The organism is Micrococcus sp. HMSC067E09 (genome assembly GCF_001812555.1).
Taxonomy (GTDB): domain Bacteria; phylum Actinomycetota; class Actinomycetes; order Actinomycetales; family Micrococcaceae; genus Micrococcus; species Micrococcus lylae.
The window spans coordinates 88,876-106,540 of sequence record NZ_KV809438.1 but is presented as its reverse complement, the minus strand read 5'-3'; the positions used below and the strand labels follow the sequence as shown (position 1 = coordinate 106,540).

The following is a 17,665-nucleotide window of genomic DNA, read 5'->3' as shown; positions in this document are numbered from 1 at the left end:
TGCGCGCGGCGGGGCGACCCCGCGGCCCGGACTGTGGACAGGCTCACGTCCGCCTCCCACATCCCCAGACACGACGGAGCCCCCGTCCGGGGAGGACGGGGGCTCCGGGGCCGGAGGCGGCGGGTGCCGCCCGGGCTCTGCGTGTCAGTCGTTGCTGCGCAGGATCGCGATGATGCGCAGAATCTCCACGTACAGCCAGATCAGGGTGACGGTCAGGCCGAACGCCACGGTCCAGGAGTACTTCTGCGGGGCGCCGTTGCGGACGCCCTGCTCCGCCATGCTGAAGTCCATGACCAGCGAGTAGGAGGCCAGCAGCACGGCGATGGCGCCGATGATCAGGCCGATCGGACCGTCACGCAGGCCGAACATGCCGTCGGTGACGCCCAGCAGGGACACCACGAGGTTCACGAGGCAGAACGCCAGGTAGCCGAGCATGGCGACCATGAAGATCTTGGTCATCTTCGGGGTCGGGCGGAACTTGCCCGAGGAGTACAGGGCCAGCACGACGGCGAACACGGAGAGGGTCGCCAGGACGGCCTGGATCACGATGCCGGAGAACTGGTACTCCAACATCATGGACAGGGCGCCGAGGAACAGGCCCTGCGCACCGGCGTAGGCCAGGATCAGCGGAGCGGACGGCTCCTTCTTGAAGGAGTTGACCAGGCCGAGCACGAGGCCGACGATCGCACCGACGATGCCGATGCTCGGGAACATCCAGCCGACGACGGCGCCGACGACCACCAGGACCAGGCACATGCCGGTCTTGCCGATGATGTCGTTGTAGGTCATGCGGCCGGTGTCGCCCGCGTGGGCGGCCGGGGCGTTGTACATGTCCTCGAGACGCTGCTCGCGCCCCTGCTGCTGGGCGTACTGGGTGGCCGCGTACTGGTCCTGGTACTGCTGGCCGCCCTGCCCCTGCTGCACGTAGGGGTTCTGCTGGGTCTGCTCACCGCCGCCGTACCAGCCGGGCTGCTGTCCGCCGCCCATCTGCTCCTGGAAGTTGCGGCTGTTCATCACCGGGTTCGCCACGGTGTGCTCCTTCACGATCGACTCGGCCCGGACCGCGCCGGGGCTGCGTCTGCGTGAGGCACCCGTCGGCGGACGGCGGGACGTTTTCCTGTCTGGAAGTCTACCGGTCCCCCGCGCGTCCGGGCAGGTCACCGGGCGAATTCTCTGCATCCTGGGACACCGTGTTCACAGAGAGCGGACGGCGGCGGCCGCGGCGGACCCGCCGTGGGCGCCCGGCATGCCTGATGTCCCGACGTCAGATCGCGTGCCCCCGGCGGGAGTCGAACCCGCACCGAAGACGATTTTAAGTCGCCTGCCTCTGCCAGTTGGGCCACGGGGGCGTGGCCGTCGCTCCCCTGACTGACGCACCGTGGGGCGCGCCGCCTAGGAGGCGACGACGCGACGACGGCGACCGTCCCCTGCGACAGGGGAGGCCGCCGTCGTCGTGGTCCCCCGAGACGCCCCGCGTGGGAGGCGACGTCAGGGGGTGGTGTTCACCGGATCAGGCCGAGGCCTTCTCCTTGTCCTCCAGCTGCTTCTTGGCGAAGCGGCCGAGGACCGGCGTGCCTCCGGCGGCCTTGAGGAAGGCGTTGCGCGGACGCTCCAGGTCGAACACGGCGGTGGTGTCACGGCCGAAGACGGTCTCCATGACGAAGCCGCCGAGCACGCGGGCCTTGCGCTCCAGCTGCGGCAGGGCCATCGCGTGGTAGCCGCGGTGGGCCAGCCAGGCGAGCGGGCCGAAGAGCTTCACACCCATCGGGTTGCCGACGCCCTTGCCGAAGCCGAGGCCGGCCACGGCGCCGAGCGACTTGTGCTCGTACTCCTGGACCTCGCCCTCGCCGTGGCGCACGGCCAGGTAGTTGGCGACCAGGCGCTTGGCCTGACGGCCGGCGTGCTGGGCGTTCGGGACGCACATGCCGCCCGGGCCGGCACCGGTCAGGTCCGGCACGGCGCAGACGTCGCCGCAGCCCCAGGCGCCCTCGAGGACGCCGTTCTCGCCGTCCTTGACCTGGAGGGTCGCGGTGACCTCGATGCGGCCGCGCTCCTCGACCGGGAAGTCGGTGGACTTGGCCACGGAGTTGGCGGCCACGCCGGCGGTCCAGACCAGGGTGTCCGCGCCGAAGCGCTCCACCACGGACTTGTCCGCCATGGAGATGAGCTCCAGGACGCCACCCTCGGCGTTGCCCAGGGAGGTGTTCAGCAGCACCTCGATGCCGCGGCCGCGCAGGTGCTCGACGACCTGCTCGGCCTGGCCCTCGGAGACCTCCGGCATGATGCGGCCCATGGCCTCGACCATGGCGATGCGGACCTCGGACTGGGACAGCTGCGGGTTGCGGGAGACGGCGTTGCGGATCAGGTCCTCCATCTCCGCGATGGCCTCCACGCCGGCGAAGCCGCCGCCGACCACCACGAAGGTCAGGGCGCGCTTGCGCTCCTCGCCGTCGGTCATGCGGGCGGCGGCGTCCAGGCGCTCCAGGATCTGGTTGCGCAGGGCGACGGCCTCCTCGACGGTCTTCAGGCCGATGCCGGCGTCGGCCAGGCCCGGGATCGGGAAGGTACGGGTGGTGGCGCCGGCGGTCATCACGATGTCCTGGTAGGGCACCTCGAACTCGGAGCCGTCCGGGCCCTGCACGGTGGCGGTGCGGCGGGCGTGCTCCACCTTCACCACGGCGCCGCGCACGAGCTCGGCGTCCTTCAGGTGGGTGGCGTGGTCCACGACGGCGTGACGGCCGTCGATGTGACCGCCCACGACCTCCGGCAGGAAGGGCTGATAGGTCATGTACGGCAGCGGGTCGACCACGGTCACGACGCCGCCGCGCTCCTTGATCTTCGTCTGCAGGGACTTGGCGATGTGGAAGCCGGCGTAGCCGCCGCCGACCACCAGGAGTCGGGGCTTGGGAGAAAGATCAGGGGTGACAGTCATGCCACCGATTCTAGGACCACCGGGGGGCGGCTGGAAATCAGTGGTCCTTCATTGACAGGACGATGCCGTCCAGGATGTCCCGCTCGCTGGTGACGACGTCCGTCACGCCCGCGACCTCACGCATGCGCTCGACGATGCGCGACCAGATCAGCGCGCCCGCCCCGATCACGTCCACGCGGCCCGGATGCATGAAGCCCATCGCCGTGCGCTCCTCACGGGAGGCGGCCCGCAGCGCGCGGGCCGAGGCGGTCACCTCGTCCACGGGCAGGACGGTGGCGTGGATCCGCTCGGAGTCATAGTCCTCCAGGCCCAGGGCGTGGGCCGTCACCGTGGTGACGGTGCCGGCCACCCCGACGACGGCACTCACCGTCTCGAGGGGAAGTCGCCCGGCGACGTGGTCCAGGATCTCGTCCACGCCGGCCGTGGCGGCGGCGACCTGGTCTTCGGTGGGGTCGGCGTCCGGGAGGAAGCGCTCGGTGAAGCGCACGCAGCCCATGTCCGTGGACACGGCGTCCAGGACCTCGCCGGCGGCGGTGCCGACGACGAACTCCGTGGAGCCGCCGCCGAGGTCCATCACCAGGACGCGGTCCTGCGGGTCCAGGCCGGGCGGCAGCGCGGAGACGGCGCCGCGGAAGGACAGGGAGGCCTCCTCGGCGCCGGAGATGACCTCCGGCTCCACGCCGAGGCGCTGTGTCACGCCGTCCACGAAGACCTGGCGGTTCTGCACGTCCCGGGTGGCGGAGGTGGCCACGAAGCGGACGGCACCGGCGTGGTGACGCTGCACCAGGCGGGCGTAGGCGTCGACGGCGGCGAAGGTCCGCTCCAGGGCCGCGGCGGAGAACTCGCCCGTGGCGTCCACGCCCTCGCCGAGGCGGACGATGGTCATCTCACGGACGACGTCCACCAGGGTCTCCGGGTCCTGCTCGTCCGGTCGGGCGATGAGCAGGCGGATGGAGTTGGTGCCGCAGTCGATGCCGGCCACGGTGACCTTCTTCAGGGCCTCGACCTTCTCCAGGTGCTTCACGTGGCGGGACAGATCCTTGGTGGGGACCTCGGCGGAGGCGTCCCAGGCGCCGTCGCAGCGGCAGGCCTGCGGGGTCCACCACGGAGCGATCTTCTCCAGGGTCTCGTCGCCGAGGCGGTTCACGCCGGGTCCGGCGGCCAGGGAATGGCCGACCAGCACGTGCAGGCACTTGACGCGCTCGGGCATGCCGCCGGCGGAGATCCCGGCGATCTCCTTCACCTCGCCCACGCCGGAGAGCCGACCGATGCGGTCACGCTCGGCCAGGTAGGCCTCGTGCGCCTCGCGGTGGGCGGCGGCCAGCTCGGCGTCCTCGGCGAGGCGCTCGTTCATGCGGGTCATCTCCCCGTCCGCCTCGAGACGGGACACCGCGGCGGTGAGCACCGGGTGCGTCAGGTAGAAGGTGGTGGGGAACGGGATGCCGTTGGACAGGCGGGGGGCCGTGGTGGCCACCAACGGGCTGCCGCACACGCAGCGGGCGCCGATCTCCACGACGTCTCGAACAGGTCGGCCCAGCTGCAGGGACAGGGTGTCCAGGTCCTGCTCGGTGACGGTGCGGTCAGCGGTGTTCATGTGGGGGTCCTCGTCAGGGTGCGGAAGGTGTGCGGTTCGGTGCTGTGCGGTTCGGTGCTGTGGTGCCGGGCATCGGTGCCGGCCCGCGGGCTGTGCGGTGGTCGGAGGTCCCGGCCGCCGGAGTGGAGGCCGGCCCCGGTCACTCGGTGGCGGCGCGGACCACGGAGTCCCAGAGGCCTTCGGCCCAGGGCAGGTGCTCGTTCACCGGCTCCTCCTGGGCGTCGTCCGTCTCCTCGGGGACCTCCTCGATCCGATCCTGGCCGGTGACCATGTAGAGGGTCTCCCCCGGCATCACCAGGTCCAGGCGGTCGCGGGCCTGCTGGCGCACGAAGTCCGGGTCCTCCCAGCGGGCGATCCGCTCCTCGTACTCGGCCTTCTGCCGCTGCTGGTCCTCGATGTCCTGCTCGGCGGCCGCGATCTCCAGGGACTGGTTCAGGTACACCCGCAGCGTCGGGGCCATGAGGGTGGCGGCGATGAAGATCACCGCGATCACCACCAGCGAGCGACCGGTGACGGAGCGTGCCGGCACCGGCTTCGGGGCGGGCTGGCGGCGGCGGGCGACATCCTGGGCTGCCTGCTCGGGCGTGCGTCCCGGGCCGAGGCGGCGCTGAGGGGAGCCGGCCGGGCGGGCCCCGGCGGTGTGGGACCGGGCGGACGGGCGGGGATCGAAGGCCGATCCGGCGCCGCGCGAACCGCCTGCGGGGCGCAGGCGGGAGACGCTCGGGCCCGGCTCGGTGGCGATGCGGGAGGAGGCGGTGGACGCGGGCGCGTCCGTTCCCCCTGCCGTCTCCCCGTCCTTCTCCGGGTCCTCCCCGTTTCTCCCGGGGTGCTCGGCGGAGTCCTTCACCTCACGCTCGGCGACGATGCCGGCGGCGTCCTCACCGACGGAGGTCTCGGCGGCGTCCGCGGCACGACGCAGCTCGACGACGTCTCCGCCCGTCGACCGCTCGCCCGTCGACGCCGCGTCCTCCTTCGCCGTCTCGCCGTCCGCGGCGCTGTGTTCGGCGGCGAGGTCCTCCGCGGTCTCGGCGGCCCTGCGCCGTACGGCGTCGTCCGCGGCCGCGCGAGCCTCCGCCGCCGCCTTGGCCTGCTCGGCCTCGGCGGCCTCCGCCCGGGCACGCTCGGCACCGGGCACGCGGGGCATGCGGGGGCGGCGGCTCACCATGGGGCGGGCTCCTTCGAGGAGGTCACGGGCGGGGATGTCCCCAGGGTAGTCGCCGCACCTGGACGGCAGCCGGGCTGACGCGCCGGACCGCACGGCCCGTGCGGCCCGGCCCGGACGCACCGAGGGCCCGCACGCTCGCAGCGTAGGGCCCTCGTGTGTCCCCTTACCGCCCGGCGGTCACCGGCGGGGCGGGGTCACTGCGTCAGTGGTTCAGCCCTGGAAGCGCGGGAAGGCGGTGCGGCCGGCGTAGACGGCGGCGTCGCCCAGCTCCTCCTCGATGCGCAGCAGCTGGTTGTACTTGGCCACGCGGTCCGAACGGGCCGGGGCACCGGTCTTGATCTGGCCGGCGTTGGTGGCCACCGCAAGGTCCGCGATGAAGGTGTCCTCGGTCTCGCCGGAGCGGTGGGAGATCATGCAGTGGAACATGTGGCGCTGGGCCAGGGAGATGGCGTCGAAGGTCTCGGTCATGGAGCCGATCTGGTTGACCTTCACCAGCAGGGCGTTGCCGGCCTTCTCGTCGATGCCGCGCTGCAGGCGCTCCACGTTGGTCACGAAGAGGTCGTCGCCCACGAGCTGGACGCGGCCGCCGAGGGACTCGGTGAGCAGCTGCCAGCCCTCCCAGTCGTTCTCGTCGAGCGGGTCCTCGATGGAGACGATCGGGTAGTTGTCCACCAGCTCGGTGTAGTAGGCGGCCATCTGCTCGGCGGAGCGCTGCTCGCCCTCGAAGGTGTACCGGCCGTTCTCGCAGAACTCGGAGGAGGCCACGTCCAGGGCCAGGGCGATGTCCTCGCCGAGGGTGTACCCGGCGGCCTGGACCGCCTCGGCGATCAGGTCCAGGGCGGCACGGTTGGACTCCAGGTTCGGGGCGAAGCCGCCCTCGTCGCCCAGGCCGGTGCCCAGGCCCTTGTCCTGCAGCACCTTCTTCAGGGCGTGGTAGACCTCGGCGCCCCAGCGCAGGGCCTCCTTGAAGGTCGGCGCGCCGATCGGGGCGATCATGAACTCCTGGATGTCCACATTGGAGTCGGCATGGGCGCCGCCGTTGAGGATGTTCATCATCGGCACCGGCAGCACGTGGGCGTTCGGGCCGCCCAGGTACTTGAAGAGCGGGAGCTCGGCGGACTGGGCGGCGGCCACGGCCACGGCCATGGACACGCCGAGGATGGCGTTGGCACCGACCTTGCCCTTGTTCGGGGTGCCGTCCAGGTCCAGCATGGCGTAGTCGACCGCGCGCTGGTCCTCGGCGAAGGCCCCCTCGAGCTCGTCGGCGATCTCGTCGACGGCGGCGACGGCGTCCTGCACGCCCTTGCCGAGGTAGCGGCCCTTGTCGCCGTCACGGCGCTCGACGGCCTCGAACTCGCCCGTCGAGGCGCCCGACGGGACGGCGGCGCGGCCGACGGAGCCGTCGGTCAGCAGCACCTCCACCTCAACGGTGGGGTTGCCGCGGGAATCGAGGATCTCACGGGCCTGGATGGCGTCGATCAGAGCCATGGAGCAGTCTCCTTTGAATGCGGTGGTGGGTCCGGTGGCCTACGCCTGCCAGCTTACCGCGCGGGGTCCGGGCCCGGACCCCTGAGCCGCCGCCGCAGCGCGCGCTCCGGGTCCAGTCCCGCGGCCCGCGCGTGGCGGACGAGGGCGAAGAGCGCCTCGCCGAGCGCCGCCTCGTCGGCGAGCGCCTCGGCCAGGTGGTCCGGGGTCTGGGTGGGGGCCGGCAGCGGGTTCGGCTCGCGCCGGGCGGCGCGGTCGACGGCCTTGCCGGCGGCGGCGAGCGCCGGCAGGTGCGCGGGCAGGGAGGCGAGCAGGTCCGCCAGGGCCGCGTCCGCTGCACGGGTCTGCCCCGGCAGGTCCTCCCCCGGCGTTTCGACGACGGTCCCCTCCCCCGTCTGCCCGCTCCCCTCGGGAGCGGGGCCGGGTGCGCAGGAGGGCGGTGCGGCCGGCGGGGCTGAGGAGGCCGCGGCCTTCTCGGCGGCCTTGATGGACTCCCACTGGCGCTCGAGCTGCTCGACGGTGATCTCCCGCAGCTCGTCCGGCGGGCGGAGGGCGCCGTCCGGGGTGAACACGTGCGGGTTGCGGCGCAGCATCTTGGCGGTGATCGCCTCGGCCACGTCCTCCATGGCGAAGGCGCCGCGGTCCTGGGCGATCGCCGAGTGCAGGACCACCTGGAAGAGCACGTCTCCGAGCTCGGAGCGGAGCGTGTCCTCGTCCGCGCCGGTCTCGATCGCCTCGACGGCCTCGTAGGCCTCCTCGACGAGATACTCCGTCAGCTGCGCATGTGTGAGCGCCCGGGTCCAGGGGCAGTGGAGGCGCAGCTGTGCCACCACCCACACCAGACGGTCGACCCGGGCACCCATGCTCGTCAGACGCTGCTGCGTCAGTCCTGCTCGGCGTCAGCGGACTCGTCGTCCGGCAGCTCGGCCAGGTGCGGGGCGTCCCCGGAGCCGGAGATCACCGGGTTCCAGGCGGCCACGAGCAGCTCGGCGAGCTCCTCCCGCTCCTCGACCGGCAGGAACGCGGCCTCGGCGGCGTTGAGCTGGAACTCCAGCAGCTGGGACAGGGAGTAGCCGAAGGTCTCGGCCAGCAGGTACAGCTCATCGGTCAGCGAGACGTCCGAGACGAGGCGGTTGTCCGTGTTCACGGTGATGCGGAACCCGAGCTGGACCAGCATGTCGATCGGGTGACCCTCGATGCCGGCGGCCGGGTCCACGGCACCGGTCTGCAGGTTCGAGGACGGGCAGACCTCCAGGGCGATCTGACGGTCCCGCACCCACGCGGCGGTGGGGCCGAGCTCCACCAGGCCGGTGTCCGCGTCCAGCTGCGCGCCGTCCTCGTCCACCGCGCCGTACTCCACGCTGATGTCCTCGGCGATGCGCACGCCATGGCCCAGGCGCAGCGCACGGCCGTTGACGAGCGCGTCCTGCACGGAGGCCAGACCGTCGCCCTCACCGGCGTGCACGGTGGCCGGCAGGTGCTGGGCGGCCAGCCAGGTGAAGGTGTCCGCGAAGCGGGACGGCGGGAAGCCGGCCTCGGGGCCGGCGATGTCGAATCCGACCACGCCGCGGTCCCGGTGGCGCACGGCCAGCTCCGCGATCTGCTGGGCGCGGTCCGCGTGGCGCATGGCGGTGATGAGCTGGCCGACGGAGATGTCCTGGCCGTTGTCCACCGCGGCGGCGACGGCCTCGTCCAGGCCCTCCTGCACGGCCTCGACGGCCTCGTCCAGGGTCAGGCCGCCGGCCAGGTGCTGCTCGGGCGCCCAGCGGATCTCTCCGTAGACCACGCCGTCCTCCACGAGGTCCTCGACGAACTCGCGGGCCACGCGGCGCAGCTGCTCACGGGTCTGCATGACGGAGGTGGTCAGCGCGAACACCTCGAGGTACTTCTCCAGGGACTCGCCGTTGGCGTGGGAGTGGACCCAGGCAGCCAGCTCCTCCTCGGTCTCGGCCGGGACCGGCGTGCCGGCCTCCTTCGCCAGCTCCAGGACGGTGGCCACGCGCAGGCCGCCGTCCAGGTGGTCGTGCAGGGAGACCTTCGGCAGGGCGGCGAGGTCGATCTCGAGGGGGCTCGGGGCGTCGGCGGTGGGGATGCTCTCAGTCACGCCCCGGAGTCTACGGCAGGGGCCGGACGGGCCGGGAGCCGGACGATCCCCGGCTCAGGACGTGGGGCCGGTGCCGGGCGTGCGCCGCGCCACCGCCTGCTCGCGGCGGCTGAGGACCAGGTGGATGAGGCGGTCCAGCAGCAGGCCGACCACGAAGGCGCCGGCCAGGGAGACGGCGACCTTCGCCAGCGGGGAGTCCAGCCAGCCGGTGGTCACGCGGGCGATGAGGATCGAGTACGCGGACCAGCACAGGCAGGCGATCGCGTCCAGCAGGACGAAGCGGAGGTAGGAGTACCGGGTGGCGCCGGCGGTGAGGTTCACGGCGACGCGTCCGCCCGGGATGAAGCGGGCGGTGAACAGCAGGAAGGCGCCGCGCCGGTCCAGGTTCCGGCGGGCCATGCCCATGGCCCCGGCCACGGCCTTGGAACGCATCCAGCGCCAGCGGTCGGCTCCGACGGTGCGGCCGATCAGGTAGGCGAGGTTGTCTCCGCAGAAGGCGCCGAACGCGCCCACCGCCCACAGGGCGGTGAGCGCGAATGGCTGGCCGTCCTTCACGATCGCGGCGAGCGCGACCAGGACGGACTCGGACGGGAAGGCCGGCACGATGCCGTCCAGCAGGCACAGCAGTCCCGTGACGGGCAGGACCCACCACTGGGCTGCGGCGTGGAGGATGAACTCCTCGAGCCAGGCGAGCACGACCTTCCCCGACCGCTCAGCGGATCTCGTCGAGGATGACGGAGCGGCCCCGCAGGGCGGCGGCGCGCTCGGCGTCGGCCTGCTCCACGGTCCAGCCGCCGGCCAGGGCGGCCCGGGCGCGCTCGAAGCGCTCCGGAGTGTCCGTGTGCAGGGTCATCACCGGCTGCCCGGCCCTGACCTCGTCGCCCGGACGGGCGTGCAGCTCCACACCGGCGCCGAACTGCACCGGCTGGCCCTGGCGCTCACGGCCGGCACCGAGGCGCCAGGCGGCCAGCCCCACGGCCATCGCGTCCAGCTCGGTGAGGACGCCGTCCGCCTCGGCGGTGACGGTCTCGGTGTGCTTCGCGGTGGGCAGCGCGGCCTTCGGGTCGCCGCCCTGGGCGGAGATCATGGCGTTCCACACGTCCATGGCCTTGCCGTTGGCGAGGTTCTCGGCCGGATCCACACCGGTGACGCCTGCGCCGGCCAGCATGTGGCGGGCCAGCTCCACGGTCAGCTCCACCACGTCGGCCGGGCCGCCGCCGGCGAGGACCTCCACGGACTCGCGGACCTCGAGCGCGTTGCCCGCGGTGAGGCCGAGGGGCACGGACATGTCCGTCAGCAGGGCGGTGGTGTTCACTCCCGCATCCCGGCCCAGGTCCACCATCGTGCGGGCCAGCTCGCGGGCCATGGACTCGTCCTTCATGAAGGCGCCGGAGCCGCACTTCACGTCCAGCACCAGGGTGCCGGTGCCCTCGGCGATCTTCTTGGACATGATCGAGGAGGCGATCAGCGGGATGGCCTCCACGGTGCCCGTGACGTCGCGCAGCGCGTAGAGGCGCTTGTCCGCCGGGGCCAGGCCGGACCCTGCGGCGCAGACGACCGCGCCGACCTCGGAGAGCTGGCGCATCATCTCCTCATTGGACAGCTCGGCGCGCCAGCCGGGGATGGACTCCATCTTGTCCAGGGTGCCGCCGGTGTGGCCGAGGCCGCGGCCGGACAGCTGCGGGACGGCCACCCCGTAGGAGGCCACCAGCGGGGCCAGCGGCAGGGTGATCTTGTCCCCCACACCGCCGGTGGAGTGCTTGTCCGAGGTCTCCAGCCTGCGGCCGTCCGGGGCGGTCAGCCCGGAGAAGTCCATGCGCTCGCCCGAGGCGATCATCGCGTTCGTCCACTCCGCGATCTCCCGGCGCTGCATGCCGTTGAGGAAGATCGCCATGGCCAGGGCGGACATCTGCTCGTCCGCCACCACCTCACGGGTGTAGGCGTCCACGACCCAGTCGATCTGCTCGCGGCTCAGCTCGTGGCCGTCGCGCTTGGCACGGATGACCTCGATCGCGTCGAAGGGCTCGGCGGCGGGGGCGTCGGTCATGGCGGCTCGGGATCCTTCCCTCGGAGACGTTCTCTGAAGACAACAGACTACGACGGCCGTCGCCGGCGAGGTGGGATGGCCTCGGAGGGCGGCGGCCGTCGTCGTGGTGCCGGCTGACGCCGGTCAGCCGGAGGCGGACTCCAGGTCCGCCGGACCGAAGGACTGCGGCAGCACCTCGTCCATGGTGAGCACGCCCGCCGGGGTCATCAGCAGCATCTCCGGCGCGCGGTGCTCGGACAGCAGCTGGCGGCAGCGGCCGCACGGCATGATCACCTCGCCGTGCCCGTTCACGCAGACGAACGCGGCCAGCGTCCCGCCGCCTCCCATCATCAGGGCGGAGACGAGCGAGCACTCGGCGCACAGCGTGATGCCGTAGGACGCGTTCTCGATGTTGCAGCCGTTCACCGTACGGCCGTCGGCGGTCAGCGCGGCCGCGCCCACACGGTAGCCCGAGTACGGCACGTAGGCGTGCTGCAGGGCCTCCACGGCGGCCGCGGTCAGCGCCTCCCAGTCCACAGCGTTCGGCTCCACGGTCACTCCTTCACATACGGCGTGCCCGCCGCGGCCGGCCCGCGCGAGCGGCCCACCAGGCCGGCCACCGCGAACACGGTGACCACATACGGGAGCATCGCCATGAACTGGCTCGGCACCGGGGTGCCGAGGATGGCGAACACGTACTGCATGTTGGTGGCGAAGCCGAACAGCAGGGCGGCGAAGAACGCGCCGATCGGATTCCAGCGGCCGAAGATCACGGCGGCGAGGGCGATGAAGCCCTGGCCCGCGGTCATCTCCTTGGAGAAGGAGGACGCCGAGACGAGGGTGAAGAACGCGCCGCCCATGCCGGCCACCGCGCCGCCGAGCAGCACGTTGACGTAGCGGGTGCGCAGCACGTCGATGCCCACGGTGTCCGCGGCCTTCGGGTGCTCGCCCACGGCGCGCACGCGCAGGCCCCAGCGGGTGCGGAACAGGCCGAACCACAGCAGGCCGACGATCAGGTACATGCCGTAGCCGAGGATCGACTGATCGAACAGGATACGGCCGATGATCGGGATCTCCGCGAGGAACGGGATGCGGATGTTCGGGAAATGCGGCGGCGAGTTCAGCTCGGACGAGTTCGGGGCCAGCACCGTGGAGAACAGGAAGCTGGTCAGGCCGATCACGAGCACGTTCAGCACGACGCCCACGATCACCTGGTTCACCAGGTACTTGATGGAGAACACGGCCAGCAGACTGGAGACGGCCACGCCCGCGACGATCGCGGCGGCCAGGCCGATCCAGGCCGAGCCGGTGGCGGACCCGACCATCGCGGCGGTGAAGGCGCCGGCGAGCAGCTGGCCCTCGATCGCGATGTTGACCACGCCCGAGCGCTCGGACAGGATGCCGGCCATCGAGCCGAAGATCAGGGGCACGGCCAGAGCGAACGAGCCGGCGATCAGGCCGGTCAGGTACACGGAGTTGTTCGCTGCCGAGCCGACCACCCAGATGAGGAAGGCGGCCACGAAGGCGAACACGTACAGGCCGTTCAGCCACACCGGGTTCTTGCGGCCGGCAGCGGCGCGGACCCAGGCGAGGACCGTGATGGCGATCATCGCCAGGGTGAGGACCCACAGGGTCGGGGCGGCCGGCACGGTGACGGCCGCCAGCTCGATCAGGTCGCCCGGAGTGGCGATGCGGAACTCGGCGTCGTGCGCCGGGGCGCCGATCGCGAACAGGCCCAGGGAGAGCAGCGCGAAGACGGTCTGCAGGATCGGGGTGCTCCAGCTGCGCACCAGCGGCTTGTCGTCCTTGCCGCGGCGTGCGGCGTCCGGAGTCTCGGCCACGGTCTTCTTCTCAGCGGCGGTGGCGCTCATCGGGTCTCCCCCTTCTCGGAGGTCTGGGTGTCAGCACCGGCGGCCGGAGCCGGCTCGGCGGCGGTGGGTGCCGGGTCCGGGTCCTCCACACCGTCCGCGGCGGACTCGGCGGCCACGGCGGCCTCCTGGGTCTCCACGGACGGGACGGCCGCCTCGCCCAAGGCGCCCGCGACGGCGGCGCCGGCCACGGCCGGCTGGGTCACCGGGTCCGCGGTGCGGCGGGCCTTGGCGGCGCCCGGGGCGGGCAGGCGGAAGATGGTGCGCACCAGCGGCGGGGCGGCGATGAACAGCACGATGAAGGACTGCACCACCAGGACGATGTCGATCGGCACGCCGGTCTGGGTCTGCATCGTCACGCCGCCGGCGCGCAGGGCGCCGAACAGCAGGCCGGCGAAGAGGACGCCCACCGGGTTGGAGCGGCCCAGCAGGGCCACGGTGATGGCGTCGAAGCCGAAGGAACCGGCCACCGAGGTGTTCAGGGAGCCCTCGGTGCCGGACACGTGGGCCATGCCGGCCAGGCCGGCCAGGCCGCCGGAGACCGCCATGGCGGTGATGTAGGCGCCCTTCACGGAGATGCCGGCGGTGCGGGCCGCGGCCGGGTTGGCGCCGACCGCGCGCAGGCGGAAGCCGACCGTGGAGCGCTGCAGCAGCCACCAGGCGAAGGCGGTGGCCGCCAGCGCCAGGACGAAGCCCCAGTGCAGGCGGAAGCCCTCACCGAACAGCAGCGGGAAGCGGGCCTGCTGCGGCAGGAACTCCGAGACCGGGTTGGTGGTGCCCTCACGGCGCAGGATGTCCGTGTTCAGCAGGTACGCCAGCAGGTTCAGCGCCACGTAGTTCAGCATGATGGTGAGGATGACCTCGTGGGCGCCGGTGTAGGCCTTGAGCAGGCCGACCACAGAGCCCCAGAGCATGCCGCCGAGGACGCCCATGACCAGGACGACCAGCAGGTGCACGCCGAACGGCAGGTCCATGGAGACGCCGAACCAGGTGGCGAACATGGCGCCGAAGATGAACTGCCCCTGGCCACCGATGTTGAACAGGCCCGCCTTGAAGGCGATGGCGATGCCGAGGGAGATGATGATCAGCGGCGTCGCCACCGTCATGGTCTCGGTCAGCGGCCTGATCATGCCCTCGAAGTTCGAGGCCTCGTAGTTGAAGATCGCGCCGCGGAACAGGGCGAGGAACGCGCCCGAGAACGCGGACCACGCGGCCGCGAGCATGTCCGTCGGACGGCCGAAGAAGTAGCCGGCGGTCTCCTGCACGTCTTCGTCGGTGACGACGATCAGCAGGCCGGAGATCAGCAGGGACAGGACGATGGCCAGCACGGTGACCGTGCCGTTGCCGGAGAGGATCTGGCGCATCACGGAGGCCTGGTCCGGCGCCGGACGGCCGGCGCCGGGCTGCGTGCCGGACGCCGTACCCGGCGCCTCCGACGCCGTGGGCTGCGGGGCGGCGGTGCTCATGCGCGCGCTCCTTCCTGGGTCGGGGTGGAGCCGTCCGCGAGGACGACGTCGTCGGGGAGCTGGCCGGCCATCATGAGGCCGAGGTGGTCGCGCGAGGTGTCCCCCGGGACGATGCCGACGATCCGGCCGTGGTACATCACCGCGATCCGGTCGGCGAGCTCGAGGACCTCGTCCAGCTCGGTGGAGACGATCATGACGGGGGTGCCGGAATCGCGCTCGGCGATGATCCTGGAGTGGAGGAACTCGATCGAGCCCACGTCCACGCCGCGGGTCGGCTGGGACGCGATGAACAGGGAGAGGTCGTCCACCAGCTCACGGGCCATGACGACCTTCTGCTGGTTGCCGCCGGAGAGCGTGCCGACCGGGATGTCCACGCCCTGGGTGCGGACGTCGAACTCCTCGACCTTCTCGGTGGCGAGGCGGCGGATGGCCTTCGGGTTCAGCTGCAGCGAGGTCCCGGCCGGAGCGGTGTCATAGCGGTTGAGCACCATGTTCTCCGCCACGGTGAACGTGCCCACGAGGCCGTCGGTGGAGCGGTCCTCCGGGACGAAGCCCACGCCGGCGCGGATGATCTGGCGGGTGGAGCGGCCGAGCAGCTCACGCCCGTCCAGGCGGATGGAGCCGGACGCCTTCTGCAGGCCCATGATGGCCTCGGTGAGCTCGGTCTGGCCGTTGCCCTGCACGCCGGCGATCGCGAGGACCTCGCCCTGGCGGATGCCGAAGGAGACGCCGTCCACGAGCACCTGGCCGGTGGGCGAGACCACGGTGAGGTCCTCCACGCAGAACGTCTGATCGCCGAGGTTCGGCTCGGTCTTCTGGCGGTTGAGGACCACGTCGCGGCCCACCATGAGGGCGGCCAGCTCGGAAGCCTCGGCGGACGGGTCGGCGGTGCCGACCACGCGGCCGCGGCGGAGCACGGTGATCGTGTCCGAGATCGCCTTGACCTCGCGGAGCTTGTGGGAGATGAAGACGATCGCGGTGCCGTCGGCGCGCAGCTGCCGGATGATGTTCAGCAGCTCGTCGGTCTCCTGCGGGGTGAGCACGGCGGTCGGCTCGTCCAGGATGAGGATGCGGGCATCGCGGACGAGGGCCTTGATGATCTCCACGCGCTGCTGCACGCCGACGGGCAGGTCCTCGACGATCGCGTCCGGATCCACGTGGAAGCCGTACTGGTCCGAGATCTCACGGATCCTGCGGCGGGTGGCCTCGAGGTCCAGGACGCCGGCGGCCTTCGTGTACTCGTCGCCCAGTGCCACGTTCTCCGCCACGGTGAACACGGGCACCAGCATGAAGTGCTGGTGCACCATGCCGATGCCGGCGCGCATGGCCTCTCCGGGACCGGCGAAGGCGACCGGCTCGTCGTCGAGCAGGATCTCGCCCTCGGTGGGGTCGTACAGGCCGAAGAGCACGTTCATCAGGGTGGACTTGCCGGCGCCGTTCTCTCCGAGCAGGGTGTGCACCTGCCCGGACTCGACCACCAGGTCCACGTCCTCGTTCGCGGCGAACGTGCCGAACCGCTTCGTGATGCCGCGCAGCTCGAGCTTCATGGGGTGTTCCGTCTCCTCCATCCGGTCACGCGCCGGGGCTCCGGCACGCGGTGTGCGCGCCACGGGGCCGGACCCTGCTGAGCTGCCGGGTCCGGCCCCGTGGCGTTCAGGCGGCGTCTCAGCCCTCGTCGATCGAGGACTCGACCGTCACGTCGCCGTCGATGATCTGCTGCCGCAGGTCCTCGACCTCCTTCTTCAGGTCCTCGGGGACCTCGCCGTCGAAGTCGTGGTATGGGGCCAGACCCACGCCCTCGTTCTCCAGGGTGCCCAGGTAGGCCTCGTGGGTGAACTCGCCCTTGAGGTCCTCGGCGATGACGTCGGTGACCGACTGGCCCATGTTCTTCATGACGGAGGTCAGGATGTACTGGCCCTTGTCGGTGGACTCGTAGCCGTCCGAGTCGACCCAGATCACCTTGACGCCCTTGTCCTCGCCGGCCTCCTCGACCGCGTCGAGGGTGCCCAGGCCCACCGGGCCGGCGACCGGCATGATGATGTCCGCGCCCTCGTTGATGAAGTTGGCGGTGTTGGTCTTGCCCGCGGCCTGGTTGGAGAAGTCGCCGATGAACGAGCCGGTCTTGGCGTCGTTGTCCCAGCCGAGGACCTTGACGTCCTCGTCCTTCTGCTCGTTGTAGTACTCGACGCCCTCGGCGAAGCCCTCCATGAAGATGGTCACGGTCGGAAGCTCCATGCCGCCGTAGGTGGCGACGGTGCCGGTCTCGGACATGCCCGCGGCCAGGTAGCCGGCCAGGAAGGCGGCCTGGGCGGTGTCGTAGGTCAGGTTCTGGACGTTGTCCGAGAAGCCGCCGTCGGTGACGTCGACGCCGAAGAAGTGGGTGTCCGGCTCCTTCTCGGCGATCGGCTTGATGGTGTCACCGAGCATGAAGCCCACACCGAAGATGGAGTCGCAGCCGGCATCGACCATGGAGTTCACGTTCGGGGTGAAGTCGCCCGGCTCCTGGGACTCGGCCTCGCGGATCTCGATGCCGTAGTCGGACTCCGCAGCCTTCAGGCCCTCGTAGGAGGACTGGTTGAAGGAGCGGTCGTCGAAGCCGCCCTCGTCGGAGACGATGCAGGCGAGGTAGTCGGAGTTGTCGTCGCCGACCTCCGGGTCGGTGGAGACCTGGGCCTCGCCGTTGGCGTTGGAGTCGCCCTCCTCCGGCGGGGCACCGCAGGCGGTGAGCAGCAGGCCCGAGACGGACAGGACGGCGGCGGGAAGCAGAAGGCGACGGGCCTTCTCGTCGGACAGGATGCCCATGGATTTCCTCACTTCACGTGATGCGATGACGATGCCCGGGGCACGGGCGTCCGCCCATGGACCGGGTTCGAGCGTGCCGCGCGCACGCGAAGGAGCACGCTCGTTACCCGTGAGTTTACCTTGAGTCCACACCTGTGGCACGGCGCACGACGACGGCCCCGCGCCCCCGCGTCGAAGCTGACCTCGAGCTGGGTGGACCCTGGGGGGCGACGCGCGCGGGTCC

The 17,665-nt window shown here is 71.5% G+C and carries 14 protein-coding genes and 1 tRNA gene; all 15 read right to left on the bottom strand.

The features are described 5' to 3' along the window. Positions 1–144: 144 nt before the first annotated feature. The 15 genes from HMPREF2863_RS05910 to HMPREF2863_RS05840 all read right to left on the bottom strand — a co-directional run bounded on the left by HMPREF2863_RS05910 (position 145) and on the right by HMPREF2863_RS05840 (position 17,442). Positions 145–1,029: a Bax inhibitor-1/YccA family protein gene (locus tag HMPREF2863_RS05910; RefSeq protein ID WP_070638764.1), complete on the bottom strand. Its 885-nt coding sequence runs from the start codon at positions 1,027–1,029 to the stop codon at positions 145–147. Between the two features lie 245 nt (positions 1,030–1,274). Beyond that, positions 1,275–1,349, bottom strand: a tRNA-Leu gene (locus HMPREF2863_RS05905). 161 nt (positions 1,350–1,510) lie between these two features. Next, positions 1,511–2,932: an NAD(P)/FAD-dependent oxidoreductase gene (locus tag HMPREF2863_RS05900; protein ID WP_070638761.1), complete on the bottom strand. Its 1,422-nt coding sequence runs from the start codon at positions 2,930–2,932 to the stop codon at positions 1,511–1,513. 37 nt (positions 2,933–2,969) lie between these two features. Further along, a complete protein-coding gene (locus tag HMPREF2863_RS12470) occupies positions 2,970–4,526 on the bottom strand; it encodes a DUF501 domain-containing protein (protein ID WP_070638759.1) in 1,557 nt (518 codons plus the stop codon). A gap of 139 nt (positions 4,527–4,665) precedes the next feature. Beyond that, positions 4,666–5,691, bottom strand: coding sequence for a septum formation initiator family protein (locus HMPREF2863_RS12170; protein ID WP_246828839.1), 1,026 nt, complete (start codon positions 5,689–5,691; stop codon positions 4,666–4,668). A 210-nt stretch (positions 5,692–5,901) separates the two neighbouring features. Beyond that, positions 5,902–7,179: a phosphopyruvate hydratase gene (eno, locus tag HMPREF2863_RS05885; RefSeq protein WP_067188082.1), complete on the bottom strand. Its 1,278-nt coding sequence runs from the start codon at positions 7,177–7,179 to the stop codon at positions 5,902–5,904. 53 nt (positions 7,180–7,232) lie between these two features. Beyond that, positions 7,233–8,039, bottom strand: coding sequence for a MazG nucleotide pyrophosphohydrolase domain-containing protein (locus tag HMPREF2863_RS05880; protein ID WP_070638757.1), 807 nt, complete (start codon positions 8,037–8,039; stop codon positions 7,233–7,235). A 20-nt stretch (positions 8,040–8,059) separates the two neighbouring features. After that, positions 8,060–9,280, bottom strand: coding sequence for an adenosine deaminase (locus tag HMPREF2863_RS05875; RefSeq protein ID WP_070638755.1), 1,221 nt, complete (start codon positions 9,278–9,280; stop codon positions 8,060–8,062). A gap of 54 nt (positions 9,281–9,334) precedes the next feature. Further along, positions 9,335–9,976 carry a DedA family protein gene (locus HMPREF2863_RS05870; protein WP_070638753.1) on the bottom strand — a complete coding sequence of 214 codons (642 nt, stop codon included), beginning with the start codon at positions 9,974–9,976 and terminating at the stop codon, positions 9,335–9,337. Between the two features lie 16 nt (positions 9,977–9,992). Continuing rightward, complete coding sequence (locus HMPREF2863_RS05865; protein WP_070638751.1) at positions 9,993–11,327, bottom strand: thymidine phosphorylase; 1,335 nt, start codon at positions 11,325–11,327, stop codon at positions 9,993–9,995. A 123-nt stretch (positions 11,328–11,450) separates the two neighbouring features. After that, complete coding sequence (locus tag HMPREF2863_RS05860) at positions 11,451–11,858, bottom strand: cytidine deaminase (protein ID WP_245829974.1); 408 nt, start codon at positions 11,856–11,858, stop codon at positions 11,451–11,453. A gap of 2 nt (positions 11,859–11,860) precedes the next feature. Further along, positions 11,861–13,177 carry an ABC transporter permease gene (locus HMPREF2863_RS05855; protein WP_070638747.1) on the bottom strand — a complete coding sequence of 439 codons (1,317 nt, stop codon included), beginning with the start codon at positions 13,175–13,177 and terminating at the stop codon, positions 11,861–11,863. Next, positions 13,174–14,640: an ABC transporter permease gene (locus HMPREF2863_RS05850; RefSeq protein ID WP_070638745.1), complete on the bottom strand. Its 1,467-nt coding sequence runs from the start codon at positions 14,638–14,640 to the stop codon at positions 13,174–13,176. The genes HMPREF2863_RS05855 and HMPREF2863_RS05850 overlap by 4 nt, the downstream gene beginning before the upstream one ends. Next, positions 14,637–16,187, bottom strand: coding sequence for an ABC transporter ATP-binding protein (locus tag HMPREF2863_RS05845; protein WP_070638743.1), 1,551 nt, complete (start codon positions 16,185–16,187; stop codon positions 14,637–14,639). Before HMPREF2863_RS05845 ends, HMPREF2863_RS05850 begins: the two co-directional genes overlap by 4 nt. 118 nt (positions 16,188–16,305) lie before the next feature. Then, the gene (locus tag HMPREF2863_RS05840) at positions 16,306–17,442 is read right to left on the bottom strand and encodes a BMP family lipoprotein (protein ID WP_070638740.1); all 1,137 of its coding nucleotides are present in this window, start codon (positions 17,440–17,442) and stop codon (positions 16,306–16,308) included. Positions 17,443–17,665 lie beyond the last annotated feature (223 nt).

What these genes read in the sequence shown, in the direction of transcription:
- HMPREF2863_RS05900 (WP_070638761.1), bottom strand. Translation starts at nt 2,932, where the DNA reads ATGACTGTCACCCCTGATCTTTCTCCCAAGCCCCGACTCCTGGTGGTC.
- HMPREF2863_RS12470 (WP_070638759.1), bottom strand. Translation starts at nt 4,526, where the DNA reads ATGAACACCGCTGACCGCACCGTCACCGAGCAGGACCTGGACACCCTG.
- HMPREF2863_RS12170 (WP_246828839.1), bottom strand. Translation starts at nt 5,691, where the DNA reads ATGGTGAGCCGCCGCCCCCGCATGCCCCGCGTGCCCGGTGCCGAGCGT.
- eno (WP_067188082.1), bottom strand. Translation starts at nt 7,179, where the DNA reads ATGGCTCTGATCGACGCCATCCAGGCCCGTGAGATCCTCGATTCCCGC.
- HMPREF2863_RS05880 (WP_070638757.1), bottom strand. Translation starts at nt 8,039, where the DNA reads ATGGGTGCCCGGGTCGACCGTCTGGTGTGGGTGGTGGCACAGCTGCGC.
- HMPREF2863_RS05865 (WP_070638751.1), bottom strand. Translation starts at nt 11,327, where the DNA reads ATGACCGACGCCCCCGCCGCCGAGCCCTTCGACGCGATCGAGGTCATC.
- HMPREF2863_RS05855 (WP_070638747.1), bottom strand. Translation starts at nt 13,177, where the DNA reads ATGAGCGCCACCGCCGCTGAGAAGAAGACCGTGGCCGAGACTCCGGAC.
- HMPREF2863_RS05850 (WP_070638745.1), bottom strand. Translation starts at nt 14,640, where the DNA reads ATGAGCACCGCCGCCCCGCAGCCCACGGCGTCGGAGGCGCCGGGTACG.
- HMPREF2863_RS05845 (WP_070638743.1), bottom strand. Translation starts at nt 16,187, where the DNA reads ATGAAGCTCGAGCTGCGCGGCATCACGAAGCGGTTCGGCACGTTCGCC.
- HMPREF2863_RS05840 (WP_070638740.1), bottom strand. Translation starts at nt 17,442, where the DNA reads ATGGGCATCCTGTCCGACGAGAAGGCCCGTCGCCTTCTGCTTCCCGCC.